At 33.8% G+C, this 17,454-nt stretch carries 18 protein-coding genes; 9 read left to right on the top strand and 9 right to left on the bottom strand.

Annotated features, from left to right (window positions below; all coding sequences use genetic code 11):
• Nucleotides 1–252 precede the first annotated feature (252 nt).
• The 5 genes from tgt to dnaB all read left to right on the top strand — a co-directional run bounded on the left by tgt (nucleotide 253) and on the right by dnaB (nucleotide 6,050).
• The gene (gene tgt / locus ACYSNV_RS09940) at nucleotides 253–1,383 is read left to right on the top strand and encodes a tRNA guanosine(34) transglycosylase Tgt (RefSeq protein ID WP_461762418.1); all 1,131 of its coding nucleotides are present in this window, start codon (nucleotides 253–255) and stop codon (nucleotides 1,381–1,383) included.
• A 28-nt stretch (nucleotides 1,384–1,411) separates the two neighbouring features.
• Nucleotides 1,412–2,491 carry an LptF/LptG family permease gene (locus tag ACYSNV_RS09945; RefSeq protein ID WP_461762419.1) on the top strand — a complete coding sequence of 360 codons (1,080 nt, stop codon included), beginning with the start codon at nucleotides 1,412–1,414 and terminating at the stop codon, nucleotides 2,489–2,491.
• Entirely contained in the window at nucleotides 2,478–3,371 is an 894-nt protein-coding gene (locus ACYSNV_RS09950; RefSeq protein ID WP_461762420.1) for a DMT family transporter, read from the top strand. Before ACYSNV_RS09945 ends, ACYSNV_RS09950 begins: the two co-directional genes overlap by 14 nt.
• A 63-nt stretch (nucleotides 3,372–3,434) precedes the next feature.
• Entirely contained in the window at nucleotides 3,435–4,388 is a 954-nt protein-coding gene (locus ACYSNV_RS09955) for an acetyl-CoA carboxylase carboxyltransferase subunit alpha (protein WP_461762421.1), read from the top strand.
• Between the two features lie 114 nt (nucleotides 4,389–4,502).
• Complete coding sequence (gene dnaB / locus ACYSNV_RS09960) at nucleotides 4,503–6,050, top strand: replicative DNA helicase (RefSeq protein WP_461762422.1); 1,548 nt, start codon at nucleotides 4,503–4,505, stop codon at nucleotides 6,048–6,050.
• A gap of 30 nt (nucleotides 6,051–6,080) precedes the next feature.
• Here dnaB and ACYSNV_RS09965 read toward each other — a convergent pair whose 3' ends face one another.
• The 7 genes from ACYSNV_RS09965 to rsfS all read right to left on the bottom strand — a co-directional run bounded on the left by ACYSNV_RS09965 (nucleotide 6,081) and on the right by rsfS (nucleotide 11,738).
• Complete coding sequence (locus ACYSNV_RS09965; protein WP_461762423.1) at nucleotides 6,081–6,836, bottom strand: superoxide dismutase; 756 nt, start codon at nucleotides 6,834–6,836, stop codon at nucleotides 6,081–6,083.
• Nucleotides 6,829–7,107: an acyl-CoA-binding protein gene (locus ACYSNV_RS09970; protein WP_461762424.1), complete on the bottom strand. Its 279-nt coding sequence runs from the start codon at nucleotides 7,105–7,107 to the stop codon at nucleotides 6,829–6,831. The genes ACYSNV_RS09965 and ACYSNV_RS09970 overlap by 8 nt, the downstream gene beginning before the upstream one ends.
• Nucleotides 7,108–7,110: 3 nt before the next feature.
• Nucleotides 7,111–7,761: a phosphatidylserine decarboxylase family protein gene (locus ACYSNV_RS09975; protein WP_461762425.1), complete on the bottom strand. Its 651-nt coding sequence runs from the start codon at nucleotides 7,759–7,761 to the stop codon at nucleotides 7,111–7,113.
• A 2-nt stretch (nucleotides 7,762–7,763) separates the two neighbouring features.
• Nucleotides 7,764–8,552 (bottom strand): phosphatidate cytidylyltransferase, encoded by a 789-nt coding sequence (locus ACYSNV_RS09980; protein WP_461762426.1) that lies wholly within the window; start codon nucleotides 8,550–8,552, stop codon nucleotides 7,764–7,766.
• A 1-nt stretch (nucleotide 8,553) separates the two neighbouring features.
• Nucleotides 8,554–9,165 carry an LUD domain-containing protein gene (locus ACYSNV_RS09985; RefSeq protein ID WP_461762427.1) on the bottom strand — a complete coding sequence of 204 codons (612 nt, stop codon included), beginning with the start codon at nucleotides 9,163–9,165 and terminating at the stop codon, nucleotides 8,554–8,556.
• A gap of 118 nt (nucleotides 9,166–9,283) precedes the next feature.
• Nucleotides 9,284–11,350, bottom strand: a complete 2,067-nt coding sequence (gene ftsH / locus ACYSNV_RS09990) for an ATP-dependent zinc metalloprotease FtsH (RefSeq protein WP_461762428.1) — start codon at nucleotides 11,348–11,350, stop codon at nucleotides 9,284–9,286.
• A gap of 16 nt (nucleotides 11,351–11,366) precedes the next feature.
• Nucleotides 11,367–11,738 (bottom strand): ribosome silencing factor, encoded by a 372-nt coding sequence (rsfS, locus tag ACYSNV_RS09995; RefSeq protein ID WP_461762429.1) that lies wholly within the window; start codon nucleotides 11,736–11,738, stop codon nucleotides 11,367–11,369.
• A 100-nt stretch (nucleotides 11,739–11,838) separates the two neighbouring features.
• On the opposite strand from rsfS, the gene ACYSNV_RS10000 reads away from it, so the two are divergent.
• Entirely contained in the window at nucleotides 11,839–12,570 is a 732-nt protein-coding gene (locus tag ACYSNV_RS10000; protein WP_461762430.1) for a biotin--[acetyl-CoA-carboxylase] ligase, read from the top strand.
• Nucleotides 12,571–12,610: 40 nt separating this feature from the next.
• Here ACYSNV_RS10000 and msrB read toward each other — a convergent pair whose 3' ends face one another.
• Nucleotides 12,611–13,006, bottom strand: a complete 396-nt coding sequence (msrB, locus tag ACYSNV_RS10005) for a peptide-methionine (R)-S-oxide reductase MsrB (protein WP_461762431.1) — start codon at nucleotides 13,004–13,006, stop codon at nucleotides 12,611–12,613.
• Between the two features lie 73 nt (nucleotides 13,007–13,079).
• On the bottom strand, nucleotides 13,080–13,955 hold the full coding sequence (locus ACYSNV_RS10010; protein WP_461762432.1) for an alpha/beta hydrolase: 876 nt from the start codon (nucleotides 13,953–13,955) through the stop codon (nucleotides 13,080–13,082).
• 313 nt (nucleotides 13,956–14,268) lie between these two features.
• On the opposite strand from ACYSNV_RS10010, the gene ACYSNV_RS10015 reads away from it, so the two are divergent.
• From ACYSNV_RS10015 to ACYSNV_RS10025, 3 genes are read left to right on the top strand one after another with little or no spacing between them, the layout of a single operon-like run.
• Nucleotides 14,269–15,087, top strand: a complete 819-nt coding sequence (locus tag ACYSNV_RS10015) for a M48 family metallopeptidase (protein ID WP_461762433.1) — start codon at nucleotides 14,269–14,271, stop codon at nucleotides 15,085–15,087.
• 40 nt (nucleotides 15,088–15,127) lie between these two features.
• The gene (locus ACYSNV_RS10020) at nucleotides 15,128–16,444 is read left to right on the top strand and encodes an MFS transporter (protein ID WP_461762434.1); all 1,317 of its coding nucleotides are present in this window, start codon (nucleotides 15,128–15,130) and stop codon (nucleotides 16,442–16,444) included.
• Nucleotides 16,445–16,498: 54 nt separating this feature from the next.
• Nucleotides 16,499–17,452, top strand: coding sequence for a hypothetical protein (locus ACYSNV_RS10025; RefSeq protein ID WP_461762435.1), 954 nt, complete (start codon nucleotides 16,499–16,501; stop codon nucleotides 17,450–17,452).
• Nucleotides 17,453–17,454 lie beyond the last annotated feature (2 nt).

Raw genomic sequence — 17,454 nt, forward strand, 5'->3', positions numbered from 1 at the left:
TCAAATGTTTGTTACGAAAAATCGGGTATTTAAAGGGTATAAAAAAATAGTAGCAAACTAAAGTCTACTACTATTTTTTATGTAATTTTATAATATTAATCCTGTATCGTTATTTCAGGACTAGACAATTATTGTTTTAAAACAAGAGATTTGTTAAAGTGTCTTTTTAAAGTTTTAGTTTGGAATAAAATGGAACAAAATAAACCGGTATCATAGTTTTTGGTTTATCTTTGCCAGTTGTAAATAGTTAATATGAAGTTCGATTTATTACATACCGATGCGCAAAGCAATGCGCGTGCAGGGAAAATTACTTTAGATCACGGTGTTATAGAAACACCTATTTTTATGCCTGTAGGAACAGTTGCTACAGTAAAAGGAGTGCACCAACGTGAATTAAAACAAGAGGTGAATCCTGATATTATCTTAGGAAACACGTATCACTTGTATTTACGTCCGAAGATGGATATTTTAAAGCAAGCAGGAGGTTTACATAAATTCATGAACTGGGATCGAAATATTTTGACCGATAGTGGTGGATTTCAGGTGTATTCGCTTTCAGCAAATCGTAAGATTAAAGAAGAAGGAGTGAAGTTTAAATCGCATATCGATGGTTCTTATCATTTCTTTTCACCGGAGAGTGTAATGGAATTGCAAAGAACAATCGGGGCTGATATTATTATGGCCTTTGATGAGTGTACGCCTTATCCTTGCGACTATCATTATGCAAGACGTTCGATGCACCGTACTCATCGTTGGTTAGATAGATGTATTAACCATCTTGAAAAAGTTCCCGAGTATTATGGTTATTCGCAAACATTTTTTCCTATCGTACAAGGAAGTACATATAAAGATTTACGCACGCAATCTGCTGAGTATATTGCTAATGCTGGGGCTTTAGGTAATGCAATAGGTGGTTTGTCGGTAGGAGAGCCGGCAGAGGAGATGTATGCAATGACAGATATTGTATGTGGTATTTTACCTAAAGAAAAACCACGCTATTTAATGGGGGTAGGAACACCAATTAATATATTGGAGAATATTGCTCTAGGGGTGGATATGTTTGACTGTGTGATGCCTACTCGTAATGCAAGAAACGGAATGTTATTTACTGCCGAGGGTACCATTAATATAAAAAACAAAAAATGGGCTGAGGATTTCTCTCCAATAGATGCTAATGGCTATACTTGGGTAGATACCGAATATTCTAAGGCGTATTTGCGTCATTTATTTGCTGCTGATGAATCTTTGGGTAAGCAAATTGCCACTATCCATAATTTAGGTTTTTATTTATGGCTTGTTCGAGAGGCTAGACGCCAAATTTTAGCTGGAACTTTTACGCCGTGGAAAAATAAAATGGTTCTTAAATTAGGGCAACGTTTATAATTGATTCAAAACATCAAATCAATAAAGTATGAAGATTATCGATTGGTATATTCTAAAGCGTTATTTGGTAAACTTTACGGTAATGTTAATGCTGTTTGTTCCTATTGGGATAGTTATCGATGTTTCTGATAGAATAAATAAAATTTTAAACAATAAGGTTCCTTTAGAAGCAGTGTTGCTTTATTACTTAGACTTTACAATCTATTTTGCCAACATGCTTTTTCCTATTTTTTTATTTATCTCTATTATATGGTTTACCTCAAAGCTTGCAAATAATTATGAGATTATAGCTATTTTAAGCTCTGGTATTTCATTTAATCGATTTTTAAGGCCTTATTTTATAGGAGCGACAATGGTTTCTATTTTCGCACTTATTATGTCGGTTTTCATTGTTCCTAGAGCTAGTGCTGGTTATAATGATTTTAGATATAAGTATTTAACTCGTAGTGAGGTACGTGAGTCTCAAAACGTCTATCGACAAATTAGCGAAAACGAATTTATTTTTGTTAGTAGCTTTTCTTTTGGTAGTCAAACCGGATATAATTTTTTAATGGAGCAAATGGATGGTAATACTTTAAAGAGTAAAACCACCGCTAGTCGTATTGTTTGGAATCCAGAGTCTCAAACCTACACTCTTCATGATTATTTTAAAAGAGAGGTAGGAAGTGAAAATGCGGGTGACACTTTTGAAAAGGCCAATAGAAAGGAAATGAAATTAGATTTTGATTTAGATGATTTAACACCTGTAGTATATGCAGCAGAGACTATGTCTTTAAAGCAGTTAAAGGCATTTATTGCCAAAGAACAAATGCGTGGTTCTTCCAACATTAGTACTTATTTAATTGTTTTATATAAAAAGTATAGTATTCCCGTGTCTGCTTTTATTTTGACAATTATAGCTGTATCAGTTTCTTCAATGCAACGAAGAGGAGGAATGGGGGCAAACTTAGCCATAGGTATAGCCTTGGCATTTATTTACGTGTTTTTTGACAAAGTATTTAGTGTGTTGGGAGAGGCCTCAAGTATTCCACCTTTGTTAGCAGTATGGATACCTAATATAGTTTTTGGTATTTTAGGATTATATTTATTAAATAATGCTCGCAGATAACATAAAGAGTTATATTTATCTTCATATAATAGTTTTTATATGGGGGTTCACTGCTATACTGGGACACTTAATAAGTTTAAGTGCCTTGCCATTGGTTTGGTATAGGATTGCCATAGCGGTTATTACACTTGTTTTAGTGTTTGTTTTTCGAAAGCAAAGCTTTCGTATTTCCAAAAAAAGATTACTACAAGTTCTTGGTGCTGGAACTGTGATTGCTTTACATTGGCTTACGTTTTTTTGGGCCATTAAAGTATCAAATATTTCGGTAACACTTGCTTGTATTTCTACTGGTGCTTTTTTCGCCTCTATTTTAGAACCAATCTTTTATAAAAGGAAGATTATATATTATGAGGTTTTTTTAGGCTTAGTAGTTATTGGAGCTTTAGGGCTTATTTTTAGTGTAAGTGGAGATTATGTAGAAGGAATAGCTTTGGCTTTAACAGCAGCATTTCTTTCCGCTTTATTTTCCATTATTAATGCAAAACTAGTGGTACATTGCCCAGCTTATTTGATAACTTTCTATGAGATGATTGGAGGATTAATCATTTTGAGTTTATTTTTACTTATAACTGGAGGCTTTACTTTAGAGTTTTTTCAAGTGAGTCTACAGGATTGGTTTTGGCTTGTTATCTTAGGGGTATTTTGTACAGCTTTTGCATTTTTGGGATCGGTTTATATACTAAAGGATTTAAGTCCTTATACGGTTATGTTAACGATAAATTTGGAGCCAGTTTATGGCATTTTGTTGGCGTTGGTTTTGTTTAAAGATAATGAGAAAATGAACTCAGCTTTTTACATAGGGGCAGCACTGATTCTCAGTACTGTAATTGCTAATGGAATTATTAAAAATAGAAAAAAGAGAAAACTTGTTGCTAAATAGCTTATCTATTAGCGGAATATTTTATCTTTGTAAATTGTAATTGAAACTAAAACCTATTCATAAATGGAATATTTAGATTTTGAACTTCCTATTAAAGAACTTGAGGAGCAGTTAAAAAAATGTACGTTGATCGGTGAGGAGTCGGATGTAGATGTATCAACTACTTGTAAGCAAATCGAGTCTAAACTTGAAGAAACCAAGAAGAACATATACAAAAATTTAAGTGCTTGGCAAAGAGTACAATTGTCTAGACATCCAAACAGGCCTTATACATTAGATTATATCAAAGCTTTGTGTGGCGATACTTTCTTAGAGTTATTTGGTGACAGAAATGTAAAGGATGATAAGGCAATGATTGGTGGTCTTGGAAAGATTGGTGATCAAAGTTATATGTTTATTGGTCAACAAAAGGGATTTAACACAAAGACAAGACAATACCGTAATTTTGGTATGGCTAATCCGGAAGGATACAGAAAGGCTTTGCGTTTAATGCAGATGGCTGAAAAATACAACATTCCAATAGTTACTTTAATTGACACTCCTGGAGCTTACCCAGGTCTTGAGGCAGAAGAAAGAGGACAAGGAGAGGCAATCGCAAGAAACATTTACGAGATGTTCCGTATTAAAGTGCCTATTATGTGTATTATTATAGGTGAGGGAGCCTCTGGTGGAGCTTTAGGTATTGGTGTTGGAGATAGAGTAACTATGCTTGAGAATACATGGTACTCTGTAATATCCCCTGAATCCTGCTCTTCTATTTTATGGAGAAGCTGGGAATTCAAAGAAACTGCAGCCGATGCACTTAAGTTAACTTCATTTGATATGAAGAAAAACAAACTTGTAGATGATATTATTGAAGAACCTCTTGGAGGAGCGCATTCTGATAGAGAAGCTACTTTTACTTCAGTTAGAAAGTATATCGAAGAAACTTACAAAGAGTTAAAAAAATTACCAGTTCAAAAACTTTTAGACAAGCGAATGGATAAATATTTTGAAATGGGAGAATACAGAGATTAAGGTTCTGCCTTTTTTATATAAATCCGAGATATGTTCTCGGATTTTTTTTGTTAATTGTTTTTCGTAACAAGAATTTAAGCAAGTTAATAACTAAAAAATACTTATTTTCGCATCATGGAACAAGCAAATGAATTTCGCCCAATAAAATCCTTCTCTAAAGAGTTAGTTTCTTTAGAAAAGGGTAAATTACCCCCACAAGCAATTGATTTGGAGGAGGCAGTCTTAGGCGCAATGATGATTGATAAAAAGGGAATCGATGAGGTTATCGATATCCTTCAGCCAGAAGCTTTTTACAAAGAAGCTCATAAGTATATTTTTGAGGCTATTGATCAGTTATTTGTAAGTAACCAACCTATCGATTTATTAACAGTAGCTGCGCAGTTAAGAACTAACGCTAAGCTTGAGATGGCAGGAGGGGAGTATTATCTGGTGGGATTAACGCAAAAGATTACTTCTTCTGCTCACATAGAGTTTCACTCACGAATTATATTACAGAAGTTTATTCAGCGTAGTTTAATACGTATTTCTAATGAGATTATTGCGGAGGCTTATGATGAGACTAGTGATGTATTTAATTTATTAGATAAAGCCGAGGCCAGATTATATGAAGTAACTCAGGGTAATATTAAAAAAAGTTCAGAAACAGCACAATCATTAGTAGCGCAAGCAAAAAAACGTATCGAGGAAATCTCTACTAAAGAAGGATTAAGTGGATTACCCACTGGATTCCATAAGTTAGATGAGCTTACCTCTGGATGGCAGCCAAGTGATTTGATTATTATAGCCGCCCGTCCTGGGATGGGGAAAACAGCCTTTGTTTTGTCCATGGCACGTAATATTGCTATTGACGCGGGGAAAGGTGTAGCCGTATTTTCCTTGGAGATGTCTTCCGTTCAGTTGATTACTCGTTTAATTTCATCTGAAACTGGTTTAAGTTCGGAGAAGCTTCGTACAGGAAAATTAGAAAAACATGAATGGGAACAATTAAATGTGAAAGTAAAGGATCTAGAACGAGCACCTCTTTATATTGACGATACCCCTTCTTTATCTATTTTCGATTTACGTGCAAAGGCAAGACGTTTGGCATCACAGCATGGAATTAAATTAATTGTTATAGATTATTTGCAATTAATGACCGCTGGAGGAAATCAAAAAGGTGGAGGTAATCGGGAGCAAGAGATTTCAACTATTTCAAGAAATTTAAAAGCCTTGGCCAAGGAGTTAGATATTCCTGTGATCGCACTATCGCAATTATCGCGAGCTGTGGAAACTCGAGGGACCTCAAAAAGACCTTTATTGTCGGATTTAAGGGAGTCTGGTGCTATTGAGCAAGATGCGGATATTGTTTCGTTTATCTATCGCCCAGAGTACTATAAAATTGATGAGTGGGACGATGAAGAGAGAACCCCTACCCAAGGACAAGCAGAGTTTATTGTTGCAAAACATAGAAATGGTGGCTTGGATAATATTCGTTTGAAATTCTTAGGACAGTTCGGAAAATTTGATAATCTAGAGGATGATTTTCTAGGAGACGGTGGTATGTACTCTTCAGCTATAAATGAAGCAGCACAAGGGGGAAACATGGGATATGGTAATCAGAATTTTACCAATAATCTACCTCCGGCCAACCAGGTCTTTAATGATGATGATGTACCATTTTAATAAAAAAAATAAGCTAGTTTATAAACTAGCTTATTTTTTTTGATATTGTTCGTTGGCGTATTCCCAATTTAAAGTTTTTAAACATTTTTCTATGTATGATTTCATATCATTGGGATAAGTTGTTACATAGGCATGCTCCCATAAATCAATTCCAAATAATATTTGCTTTGTAGCTGGTAAATTAAAAGGATTTTCATTGTTCGGAGTCCAAAGAATACTTAAGGTATTATCTGATTTTTTGATTAACCAAATCCAACCGGATCCAACGCTATTTAAGGCTATATTTTTGAATTGATTGTTAAACTCTTGTAAAGAACCAAATGAGCTCTTTAAAGCTTGTTCAAGTTCATTGCTTACAGTAGTTTGTATATTAGGCTCTAGACTTTTCCAATATATGTTGTGATTTAAATAAGCACCACTTAGATTTTTTATATTAGAATCATTATTACCAACCTTTTTGACTATCCCTACGATGCTGTCTTTTTCATACTGTGTATTGTGAATTGCAGTATTTAAAGCATTGGCATACCCCAGGTGATAGTTTTGATAATGAGAGTAAGCTGTTTTAGGTTCAACAATTGTAAATTGATCGAAACGATAAGCTAAACCCGGCATATCAAAAGGACCTTGTAATGTTTTTATACTTGCCGGATCTGGAAACTCTGTTTTTTCAACTATGAAGGTTTCTCTTTCCGGAATTTCTATTTCCGTTAAAGTCTGGTTATCATTACAACTAAATAAAATAATAGACCAAATCGATAAAAAAGCATAACGTAGTTTATTCATTACCTTTTGTGGAATCTAATATTTGATTTGCTAGTTTGATATACTCCTCTTTAGCTTGAGTGGGGGTTAGATGGCTTACTTGCGTCCAGGCGTTAAACTTAAAGGCTTGCTTTAAGTTACCTGACATATTTTCAAAGTCTCTATGACTTAGGCCGTTTGTTGCTTGTTTGTAGAAAGCATATATTCGCAGCATGACATCTGGAGCTAAATTAATTGCTTCATTGGAAATGCGAATATATGCTTCGTGGAATTCTTTATCTAAAGTGTTCATCACTTATTTACGTACAATTTCTGTTATATTACCTACTGCTTTTTGATTCAGTACTACCTCTACATTAGTTCCTAGTGGTAGATATAAATCTACTCTTGATCCAAATTTAATAAATCCAGCATCGTCCCCTTGTTCAACACGCTCTCCTACTTTAGCATAATTAACAATTCTTTTTGCTAAGGCTCCTGCTATTTGGCGATACATTACTTCTCCAAAAACAGGGTTATCAATAACAATAGTAGTTCTTTCATTTTCTTCACTAGCTTTGGGATGCCAAGCTACAAGATACTTTCCAGGGTGATACTTACTGTATTTTACTACTCCACTTAATGCATATCTGGTTACGTGCACATTTAAAGGCGACATAAAGATAGATACCATAAGACGTTTGTCTTTGAAATATTCAGGTTCGAAAACCTCTTCAATAACTACAACCTTACCATCCACTGGGGCTAGAATAGTATTGTCTTCTGGAGTAACTGTTCGGTTTGGATTACGGAAAAATTGTAGAATTAAACCTAAGAAAACTACAATTAAACCTTGTATTGAAATTTTCAACCAAACTGTGTCTATTAAAAAATAGGCCGCTATGAACAGAAAAATTGCTACAATTAGCGAGTAAAAAATAATTTTAGTTCCTTCTTTGTGAAACATGATTATAATATTTGAAAAATTATATACAAAAACGGGGCTACAAAAATAACACTATCTAAGCGATCTAATATCCCCCCATGTCCAGGCATTATTGATCCGCTATCTTTTACTTTCGCCTCTCTTTTAAAATGCGATTCGACTAGATCACCAATTGTGCCAAAAATTCCGACAAAAATAGCACTACTTATCCATATTGTAATAGAAAAAAAGCTAAAAAATTGACTTAATATAATAGAAGCCACTATACAGAAGAAAATTCCCCCTAAAAAACCTTCAATTGTCTTCTTTGGCGAGATTCTTTCAAAAAGTTTATTTTTCCCAATTTTTTTTCCAACCAGGTAAGCAAAGGTATCATTTGTCCAAATAAGTATAAACATGCCGATTATTATTTCTGGTTTATACTCTTGGTGATTAAAAGGAAGAAGTAAAAGACATAAGAATGGGCATATTATGTATCCAAGAAATATAATTAACTTTATAAATACTGATCTGTTAGGTTTTTGTGTCGTAAATAGCTCTGCCATTAAGGCCAAGAGAACTAAAATTGCAAAACCTGCGATAATACTACCAGGAATTAAACTAGGATAGAAGAAATAGACTCCTAAAGCTACTAAAGTAGTACTAATTGTTACTGCTTTTGGTAATGAAATTAGTTTTGCAAATTCGTAAGATGCAATAAGCATAAACAAGGCGAAAAGTATTTCAAAGGAAATACTACAGTACAAGGTAGCGCTTATAAGAAGTAGTATGTATACTACCCCTGATATGGCACGGGTTAGGGTTTCTGACATTTTATAAATCTTCTAAAAGTAGTAAGTAAAGGTTTTTAGGAGTTCTTCCATAACTTAGAAAATCACTTTCTACCGAAGATGGCTTGAAACAATTAAAAGCCGTTATGTTACTAGGTAAGCAACTTCCGTATTTCTTTTTAATTTCGCGTAATCCATCGCTTTTTGTTTTAGTAATTTGACTTGTTTTAGCCAAAATAACCATGTTTATTGGTAAGTGATTTGCTTTATTGTCTTTTAATTGACGATCGCTAAATAATATAGCACCATCATCAGCGATAAGACTCTCGCATGAAGAAATGAAAAAAGCTGGTTGGTTAACCTTTTCAAAATTAATGTTGTTTTCCTCTAATAAAGAAAAAATACTTGATTCATAAGTTTGAGCATCTTTCTCAAACCAATCGTTTTCAACAAGAATATTTACAAAAGTTTCTTCTAGTTCTTGGCTAGAATCACAATACAAGAATTTGCCACCATTATTTTTAAAATTAATGGTGAAAAGCTCGTCAACAGGCAATTCCTTAGGTGGCAAATATTGACCCCTTTGTTCTGTGGCTTGCTCTGGTTGCTCCTCCTTGGATTGAAAAACTTTGATTAGCTTCTTGAAAAAACTCATACGAATATGATAGAGGTATAAAATTTAATTAGTTTAGTAGTCAAAGATAAAAAAAAACTTAACTTAAAGGGTAGTTTAAGTTAAGTTTTTTAGTATGATTGTTTGTCTTAAACCAGACTTAGTTTTTCAAATCTGGGTTTGTTGATTGAGTTTCAACTTCTCCGGTGGAATCTTGCTGGTTTATTTGCGTGTCTTGTAATTTTTGTTCTTCACCAATGGATGCGGAAACATCTTGAAGATTAGTTTCAATATCCTTTACATCTGTATGGATATCTTGAACCGGCTCAAAAGGTCTTTTTCCAAATATGCGTTCTAAGTCCTCTTTGAAGATAACTTCTTTCTCACATAATAAATCTGCAAGTTGAATTAACTTGTCTTTATGTTCAAGTAAAATAGCCTGAGCTCTTTGATATTGCCCTTCAATTAACTTTGATATTTCTTGATCGATTAAAAGTGCTGTATCATCCGAGTAAGGTTTAGAAAAATTATATTCCGATTGACCAGATGAATCATAATAGGTTATATTTCCAAGCTTTTCATTTAATCCATAAATAGTAACCATAGCTTTTGCTTGTTTGGTAACTTTCTCCAAATCACTTAATGCCCCGGTAGAAATCTTATCAAAGATTACTTTTTCTGCTGCACGGCCTCCCATTGTAGCACACATCTCGTCTAACATTTGTTCTGTTCTAACAATTTGTCGCTCGGCTGGTAAGTACCAAGCTGCCCCTAGGCTTTGTCCTCGAGGAACAATTGTCACTTTAACAAGTGGTGCTGCGTGTTCACACATCCAACTCACTGTTGCATGACCAGCTTCATGGATAGCAATAGCGTATTTTTCTTCTTTCGAAATTATTTTATTTTTCTTCTCTAATCCTCCAATAATACGATCAACGGCATCAAGGAAGTCTTGCATATCAACTTGAGTTTTATTTTTTCTGGCTGCCGTTAACGCTGCCTCGTTACATACATTAGCTATATCCGCACCTGAGAATCCAGGTGTTTGCTTAGCTAAAAAGTCAATATCTAAATTATCAACCTTTTTTATCTTACTTAAGTGAACATGGAAAATCGCTTCTCTTTCTTTTACATCTGGCAGGTCAACGTAAATTTGTCTATCAAAACGACCAGCACGAAGTAAGGCTTTATCTAAGATCTCCGCACGGTTAGTAGCTGCAAGTACTATAACATTGGTGTGAGAGCCAAAACCGTCCATTTCTGTTAATAGTTGGTTTAGGGTATTTTCTCTTTCGTCATTGGATCCCGAGAAATTGCTTTTTCCACGTGCTCTACCCACTGCATCAATCTCATCAATAAAAATAATTGCTGGAGATTTTTCTTTGGCTTGTTTAAATAAGTCACGAACCCTTGAGGCTCCAACCCCTACAAACATTTCTACAAAATCTGAACCAGATAAGGAGAAGAAAGGTACTTTTGCCTCACCTGCCACAGCTTTAGCAAGTAGTGTTTTCCCGGTTCCGGGAGGACCTACTAATAAAGCTCCTTTTGGAATTTTTCCTCCAATAGAGGTGTATTTTTCAGGATTCTTTAAAAATTCTACAATTTCTACTATCTCTTCTTTTGCACCTTCTAATCCAGCAACATCTTTGAAAGTTACTTTTACATCATTTTTCTCATCGAATAATTTAGCTTTTGATTTACCAATAGAAAAGATTTGGCTTCCTCCGCCTCCAGCTCCTCCGCCTGACATTCTACGCATCATAAATAGCCAAAAACCAATCAGAATTACGATGGGTAAAAAGCTAAATAAAATATCGCCCCAATTACTTTCAGGTTCTGAGTTATAAACTGCCAGTTTGTCATTATTAACTGCTTGGTCTAATTTCTCTTGTAGAATTTTACTATCACCAATATCTGTCACGAACTGTGGGCCTGTGTTGTCACGGCCTAACATTGACTTTTTTTGAAGTTTCTCAAACTCTGGTAGAGAAAGGGAGTCTTTATTTATATAAATTTTTGCTACACTACGGTTAAAGTCAACCTTTTCTATGTAACCTTTATCAAGATACTCATACATCTTAGATAAACTAAGTTGCCTTGAATCTCCAAAGTTACTTCCATTAGTTAAAAGTTGAATAACCAAAATAATCATTATAACACTTCCGTATAGCACCCAAGGGTTAAACTTTGATTTATTTGGTTTTTGTTTCATATTTCCTGCCATGAAAAATAGTTTTAATTTAGTATTGGCTATCTATTCTTGTGATTTTTGCATCTCCCCATAAGTTCTCTATTTGGTAGTAATCGCGTATGTGTTTCTGGAATATATGAACAACTACGTTAACATAGTCCATTAAAATCCATTCCGAGGCTACCTCACCTTCAACATGCCATGGTTTATCGTGTAACTCTTTTGATACTGTTTTTTGAACAGAACCTGAAATAGCGTTAACTTGAGTACTTGAATTACCTTCACATATAATAAAATAATCGCAAGGAGTATTATCGATATCTTTTAAATCAATAATTGTAATGTTAGCTCCTTTTACTGCTTCAATACCTTTAATAATATTAGCAATTAATTCGTCGTTGTTTATTTTTTTCTCTGCCATCTATTTTTTTTCCTCTGATTTTCGCGATTAATTATATTTGTTGTCTAATTTTGGCTTCAAATATAGTGAATCAGTTTAGATTAGTCTATAATAATTTTCTATGAATATAATCAAACTCGATGCCATAGGTTCTACAAATACATATTTAAAAGAACTTTTAGTGCAAAGTAATCTTCCGAATTTAAGTGTCGTAGTGGCACAGCGTCAACTTAATGGGCGTGGTCAAAGGGGTGCGAAATGGGCTGTTAGTGATTCTAGTAGTCTAACCTTTAGTGTTTTAGTTAAAGATGTTCTTCGGGATGTAGGTCAGATATTTGACCTGAATGTGGCTGTAGCACTAAGTGTACAACAAGCCTTAGAATCCCAAATGGAACTTAGTTTTCATATTAAATGGCCTAACGACATTTTGTCAGCAAATAAAAAAATTGGAGGAATTCTAATTGAAAATAGTATAAAGACAGTTAATGATGTGCAAAGTATAGTCGGAATTGGTATTAATGTAAATCAGGAAGATATGAGTGATTTACCTAAGGCTAGTTCTTTAAGACTTTTAAAGGGGATTGAATGTGATAAAGAAAAAATTTTTGTAGATATATTAAATTTTTTGCAAGGTAATTTGGATCTAATCCAAAAAGGAGAAAGTAATTTACTTTGGGATCAATACCATAAAAAATTATTCAGAAAAGACATGGTAAGTAGTTTTCAAGATAGTAATGCAGAAAACTTCAACGGGATTATTAAAGGAGTTACTCGTTATGGTAATCTACAAGTTCTAACAGACAATCAGGAACTACGCGAGTTTGGAATAAAAGAAATAAAGCTCCTATATTAAAAAAGCTAAACACTGGTAGTTTAGCTTTTTTAATATAAAATTATTTAGAAGGTATGAACTTTAAAGCAACAGAGTTCATACAATATCTTTGACCTGTGGTTTGAGGACCATCTGGAAATACATGCCCTAGATGCCCATGACAATTGTTGCAAACAACTTCTGTTCTTAGCATTCCATGACTTGTATCTTCGATGTATTGAACAGTTCCTTTAATGGCCTGATCAAAAGAAGGCCAGCCACAATGAGCATCAAATTTATTAGCAGATTCGAATAACTTTGCACCACAACCAGCACAGTGGTAAGTTCCTGTTTCATAAAAATCATTGTATTGACCTGAAAATGGTCTTTCCGTTCCCTTATTTCGTAAAATATGGTATTGTTCTGGTGTTAGGGAGTTTTGCCACTGCTGATCGGTGGTGTTTTTATCTTTTTTCATAGGTGAAATATCTTGATAGGTTATTTTTTGGCAAGCTATGCTTAAAAATAAGAAAAATATCCATAGGAGTTGTTTAATCATGGTGGTTTTTAATGAATTCCATCATTTGTTCGATAACTTTTCGATCGCCTAGTATTTTTCTATGCCCTAGGTTGTTTGTAACAATCAATTTAGCTTTTGGTTGATGTTTTTTAATTTGGTATGCTGCTTTTATTGGAACATCAAAGTCCTGGGTGTCATGAATAACAAGCAAAGGAATTTCAATTTGTTTGGCTTGTAAGTGTACACAATAATCTTGCATGCTTTGATTAAATTGAGACTCAAATTTTTGCTTTAATCTTTTAGCTATTTCTGGTTTTAATTCAATTTGTTTTATAAAATCATCTATAACATCTTCTACAACATCTCCACTTCCAATAATAATAGCCATTTTTGCTTTTAGCCCTCTTGTTAAAGCATTTATGGTGGTCATACCTCCTAAAGAGTGTCCCACAACCAAGTCAAAAGGTCCGAATTGTTGCTGAACCTCTAAAGTGCTTTGAATAAATTCCGTTAGATTAGTTTTTGTTTTAGGACTTCTACCGTGACCTGGAGCGTCAAATGCGACCACATCATATCCTTGTCTTGCTAACATATTGGCGATGGTTACCAATTGGGTACCTCTACCGTTCCATCCATGAATTAATAAAGCTTTTTTATTTGCATCTTTATTGGTGCCATATTGATATACAGTAATGTCTTTGCGCAAATTCTTTACTGTAATTGTAGTGATTGTACTTTTATCTATCATTTCCTTCTCTCTTTTCGGAGCTTTAAACTTTATAGGAGTGATAAAAAGATTTTGAGCAAACTTTGTAGCTAGATTCTTTGAGAAAAATTGAATGAATTTTCCTGCTAAAATAATAGATTGAGGCACTTCTAAAGACTGCCTTTGTTTTTGCGTATTCATTACTTTAGGTTGTTTGAGGTAAAATTACGAAATTTTATGATGCTTTTAAACCGGCTGTGTTTATTGTAAAAAATAAAGTTGAATTACTGTATTGCGTGGTTTTGGTATGCGTATTATACCATGTCTATTGTAATTTATATTGTTTTTTTTTGATTTTGTTATCATAATTTTAGTTGCTTTGTGTTTTATTTGATGTTTTACATAGCGTTAAACAGTACTTTGTGTGTTACTTTGGACTGTGTTTTGCACACAGAGAAAACGACAATGAGATTTTGAATAAAAAAATTAGCTAATTTTGAGAAAAATTATATCTATGAGAAAAGCTATTTTACTTACAAGTGTTTTATTGTTAATTGGAGCATGTGCAACCAATCCTTTTACTGGAAAAAAAACGATGGCCTTAACGCCTAATTCTTCTTTGTTTCCTATGTCATTTCAGCAATATGATGAATTTTTAAAGGAACATAAGACTGTGGAGGGAACTCCTGATGCTAAGCGTTTACAAGAAGTTGGTAAAAGGCTAACTCATGCAGCTGATTTGTGGTTAAAGGCCAACGGTTATAGTGATTATTTAAAAGATTATCGTTGGGAATATAAGTTAGTGGAAGACTCCCAAATTAATGCATGGTGCATGCCTGGTGGAAAAATCGTGTTTTTTACTGGAATTATGCCAATTTGTGAAAATGATGCAGGTATAGCAACTGTTATGGGGCATGAAATCTCGCATGCTTTGGCCAATCATGGGCAACAAAGAATGAGTGCTAGTGTATTGCAACAAGGAGGGGCTACAGCTGTGGACTTGCTTACTCAAAATTCTAGCTCATTAGCAAAGCAAGTATGGACTACAGCCTATGGTGCAGGTACACAAGTGGGAGTAATGTTACCTTTTAGTCGTGCCAATGAAACCGAAGCAGATCAAATAGGACTAACTTTAATGGCTATAGCGGGATATAATCCCAATGAAGCTGTTGATTTTTGGTCTCGTATGGCTAAGGCTACCGGTGGAGATTCAAAAGGGTCGTCTTTTATGAGTACTCACCCTGGAAATGAGCAACGAATTGAAGAGTTAAAACGATTAATTCCAAAAGCTAAGCAAGAAGCGGCTAGATTTGGTGTATACTTTTCTAATTAAATAAAGATAGACGTTAAATGGTTTATCGGGTTTTTTATATATGAAAACATTATTTGAGAAAGGTAATAGAAGGTTATTAAAATCATGGGCTTTTTACGATTGGGCTAATTCTGTGTATTCACTAGTGATTAGTTCTTCGATTTTTCCTTTATACTATGGTTTTTTATTTCGAGAGTTAGGTGTTGATAGTTTTGAGCTATGGGGACAAAATATTAAAAGTGAATCTATAATAGGTTATACTACTGCTATAGGTTTTTTAATTATTGCAGTAATTAGTCCATTACTTTCTGGAATTGCAGATTATTTGGGTAATAAAAAATTTTTCATGCAGCTTTTTTGCGTGATAGGCTCTTTGTCTTGTATGGGGCTGTATTTTTTTTCTTTAGAATATTTGTCGTGGAGTTTGTTTGTCTATTTGATGGGACTCATTGGTTATTGGGGAAGTCTGGTTTTTTATAACTCTTATTTGCCTGATATTGCATTTAAAGAGCAACAAGACAAAGTGAGTGCACAAGGATTTGCATATGGTTATTTGGGAAGTGTCATTTTGTTACTTTTGAATTTAGCTATGATTATGAAACACGAATATTTTGGTATCTCAAGTGGTGTTATGGCTATGCGATATAGTTTTGTGCTAGTAGGAATTTGGTGGGCAGGGTTTAGTATTTATACCTTTAAAAATTTACCAAGTTTTAAAAATAAAAATAGATTATCTTCGAGTATATTTTTTAAAGGTTTTAAGGAGTTAAAATCTGTTTGGAATCAGTTAAAAGGGCAATTGGCAATAAAGCGTTTTCTGATTGCTTTTTTTGTCTATAGTATGGCGGTGCAAACAGTAATGGTTATTGCGGCATATTTTGGAGAAAAGGAAATTGCATGGGGAAGCGAGTCAGAACGTACCACGGGACTTATAGTGAGTATCTTGGTGATACAATTAGTTGCTATATTAGGTGCTTATTTAACATCGAAATTATCAAGTAAAATAGGTAACATTTATACGCTTTGTCTTTTAAATGCGTTATGGATAGTAATATGTGTGTATGCCTATGGAATTATTACCCCAAATGAATTTTATCTGGCAGCTGGATCTGTTGGGTTGGTAATGGGAGGAATTCAAGCCTTATCTAGGTCGACTTATGCCAAACTATTGCCTTTAACTAAGGATACTACATCTTTTTTTAGCTTTTATGACGTTACAGAAAAGATAGGAATTGTAGTAGGAATGCTTATTTATGCTTGGATAAGTGATTTCACAGGAAGAATGCAAAATGCTATATTGTTTTTAATTGTTTTTTTTGTTTTAGGGTTAATCTTATTACTGCGAGTTCCTTTTAAAAAGCAAAGAATATCAAAATAATATTAGTAAAATAAGACAAATAAAGATAACTTTAATCCATATTAAGATATATATATGAAAAGTATTATTAACGCCATTAGTGTTTTAATTTTAAGTGCAACTACTTGCTTACTAGTAAGCTGTGATAATGAACCTGTTGACTCTTATATCAAGGATTCTATAGAGGTAGGCAAACCAGTGGTTAGGGTTAATATAGACGAGCAACAGCAAATTATTCGAGAGGATATTTATGCTACGGTAAATAAGTTTGGTGAGTTTAAATTGATAATTCGTGATTTGCAGCAAAGGCAAGATTCCTTAACCTTATTTACTAGATTGTTTCAAGAAGGGTTATTTCCTGGAAGTAGTAATGCTAGTTATTATTGGAATCAAGAGTTAGATATTCATTATTCTACAGTAGATCCGTTACGACCTAATATGATGACGGGCTTTGTGACAATGGAGTATATTAACAAAAAGGCACATGTGGTTAAAGGTTCTTTTGATTTAACAATGATTCCTTTATCTCAAGATTCGGTGGGTACTGGAACAGGAAATCCAAATATTCAAAGTTTTAAGATAAGTGGAAGCTTTCAAGATCTACCATACAAAAGAGAGGAACCCTATTATTTAGAAGCAGATATCGAGCAACAAACCTTTAGAAATAACAATGCAACTATGTTTTATAGTAATAATAATTTTGTTATTCAAGCAAAAGGAGTTGAAAAGCCTGAGATGTTAATCGAACTTGTTTTACCTGTAGAACAATTGAAAAATGGAGAAACTTATGATTTTTCTCAAACAGGATTTGATGCTAGTTATATTTCAGAGAACGGAATTGAGTATGACTTGGGAAAACAAAATGGTAATTTTACCCCTAATTCCAGGCTTACTATAATGGAAATAAAAGAATTTGAGAAAGGGTATTTATTAGAAGCGGAGTTTAATTTAGAATTACATCCTGTTACCCAAGGGAGAGATCCTTTTATTATTTCCAGTGGTAGGTTAAAGTTAGTTAGTGAAATGTAAAA

The organism is Myroides sp. LJL119 (assembly GCF_054871605.1).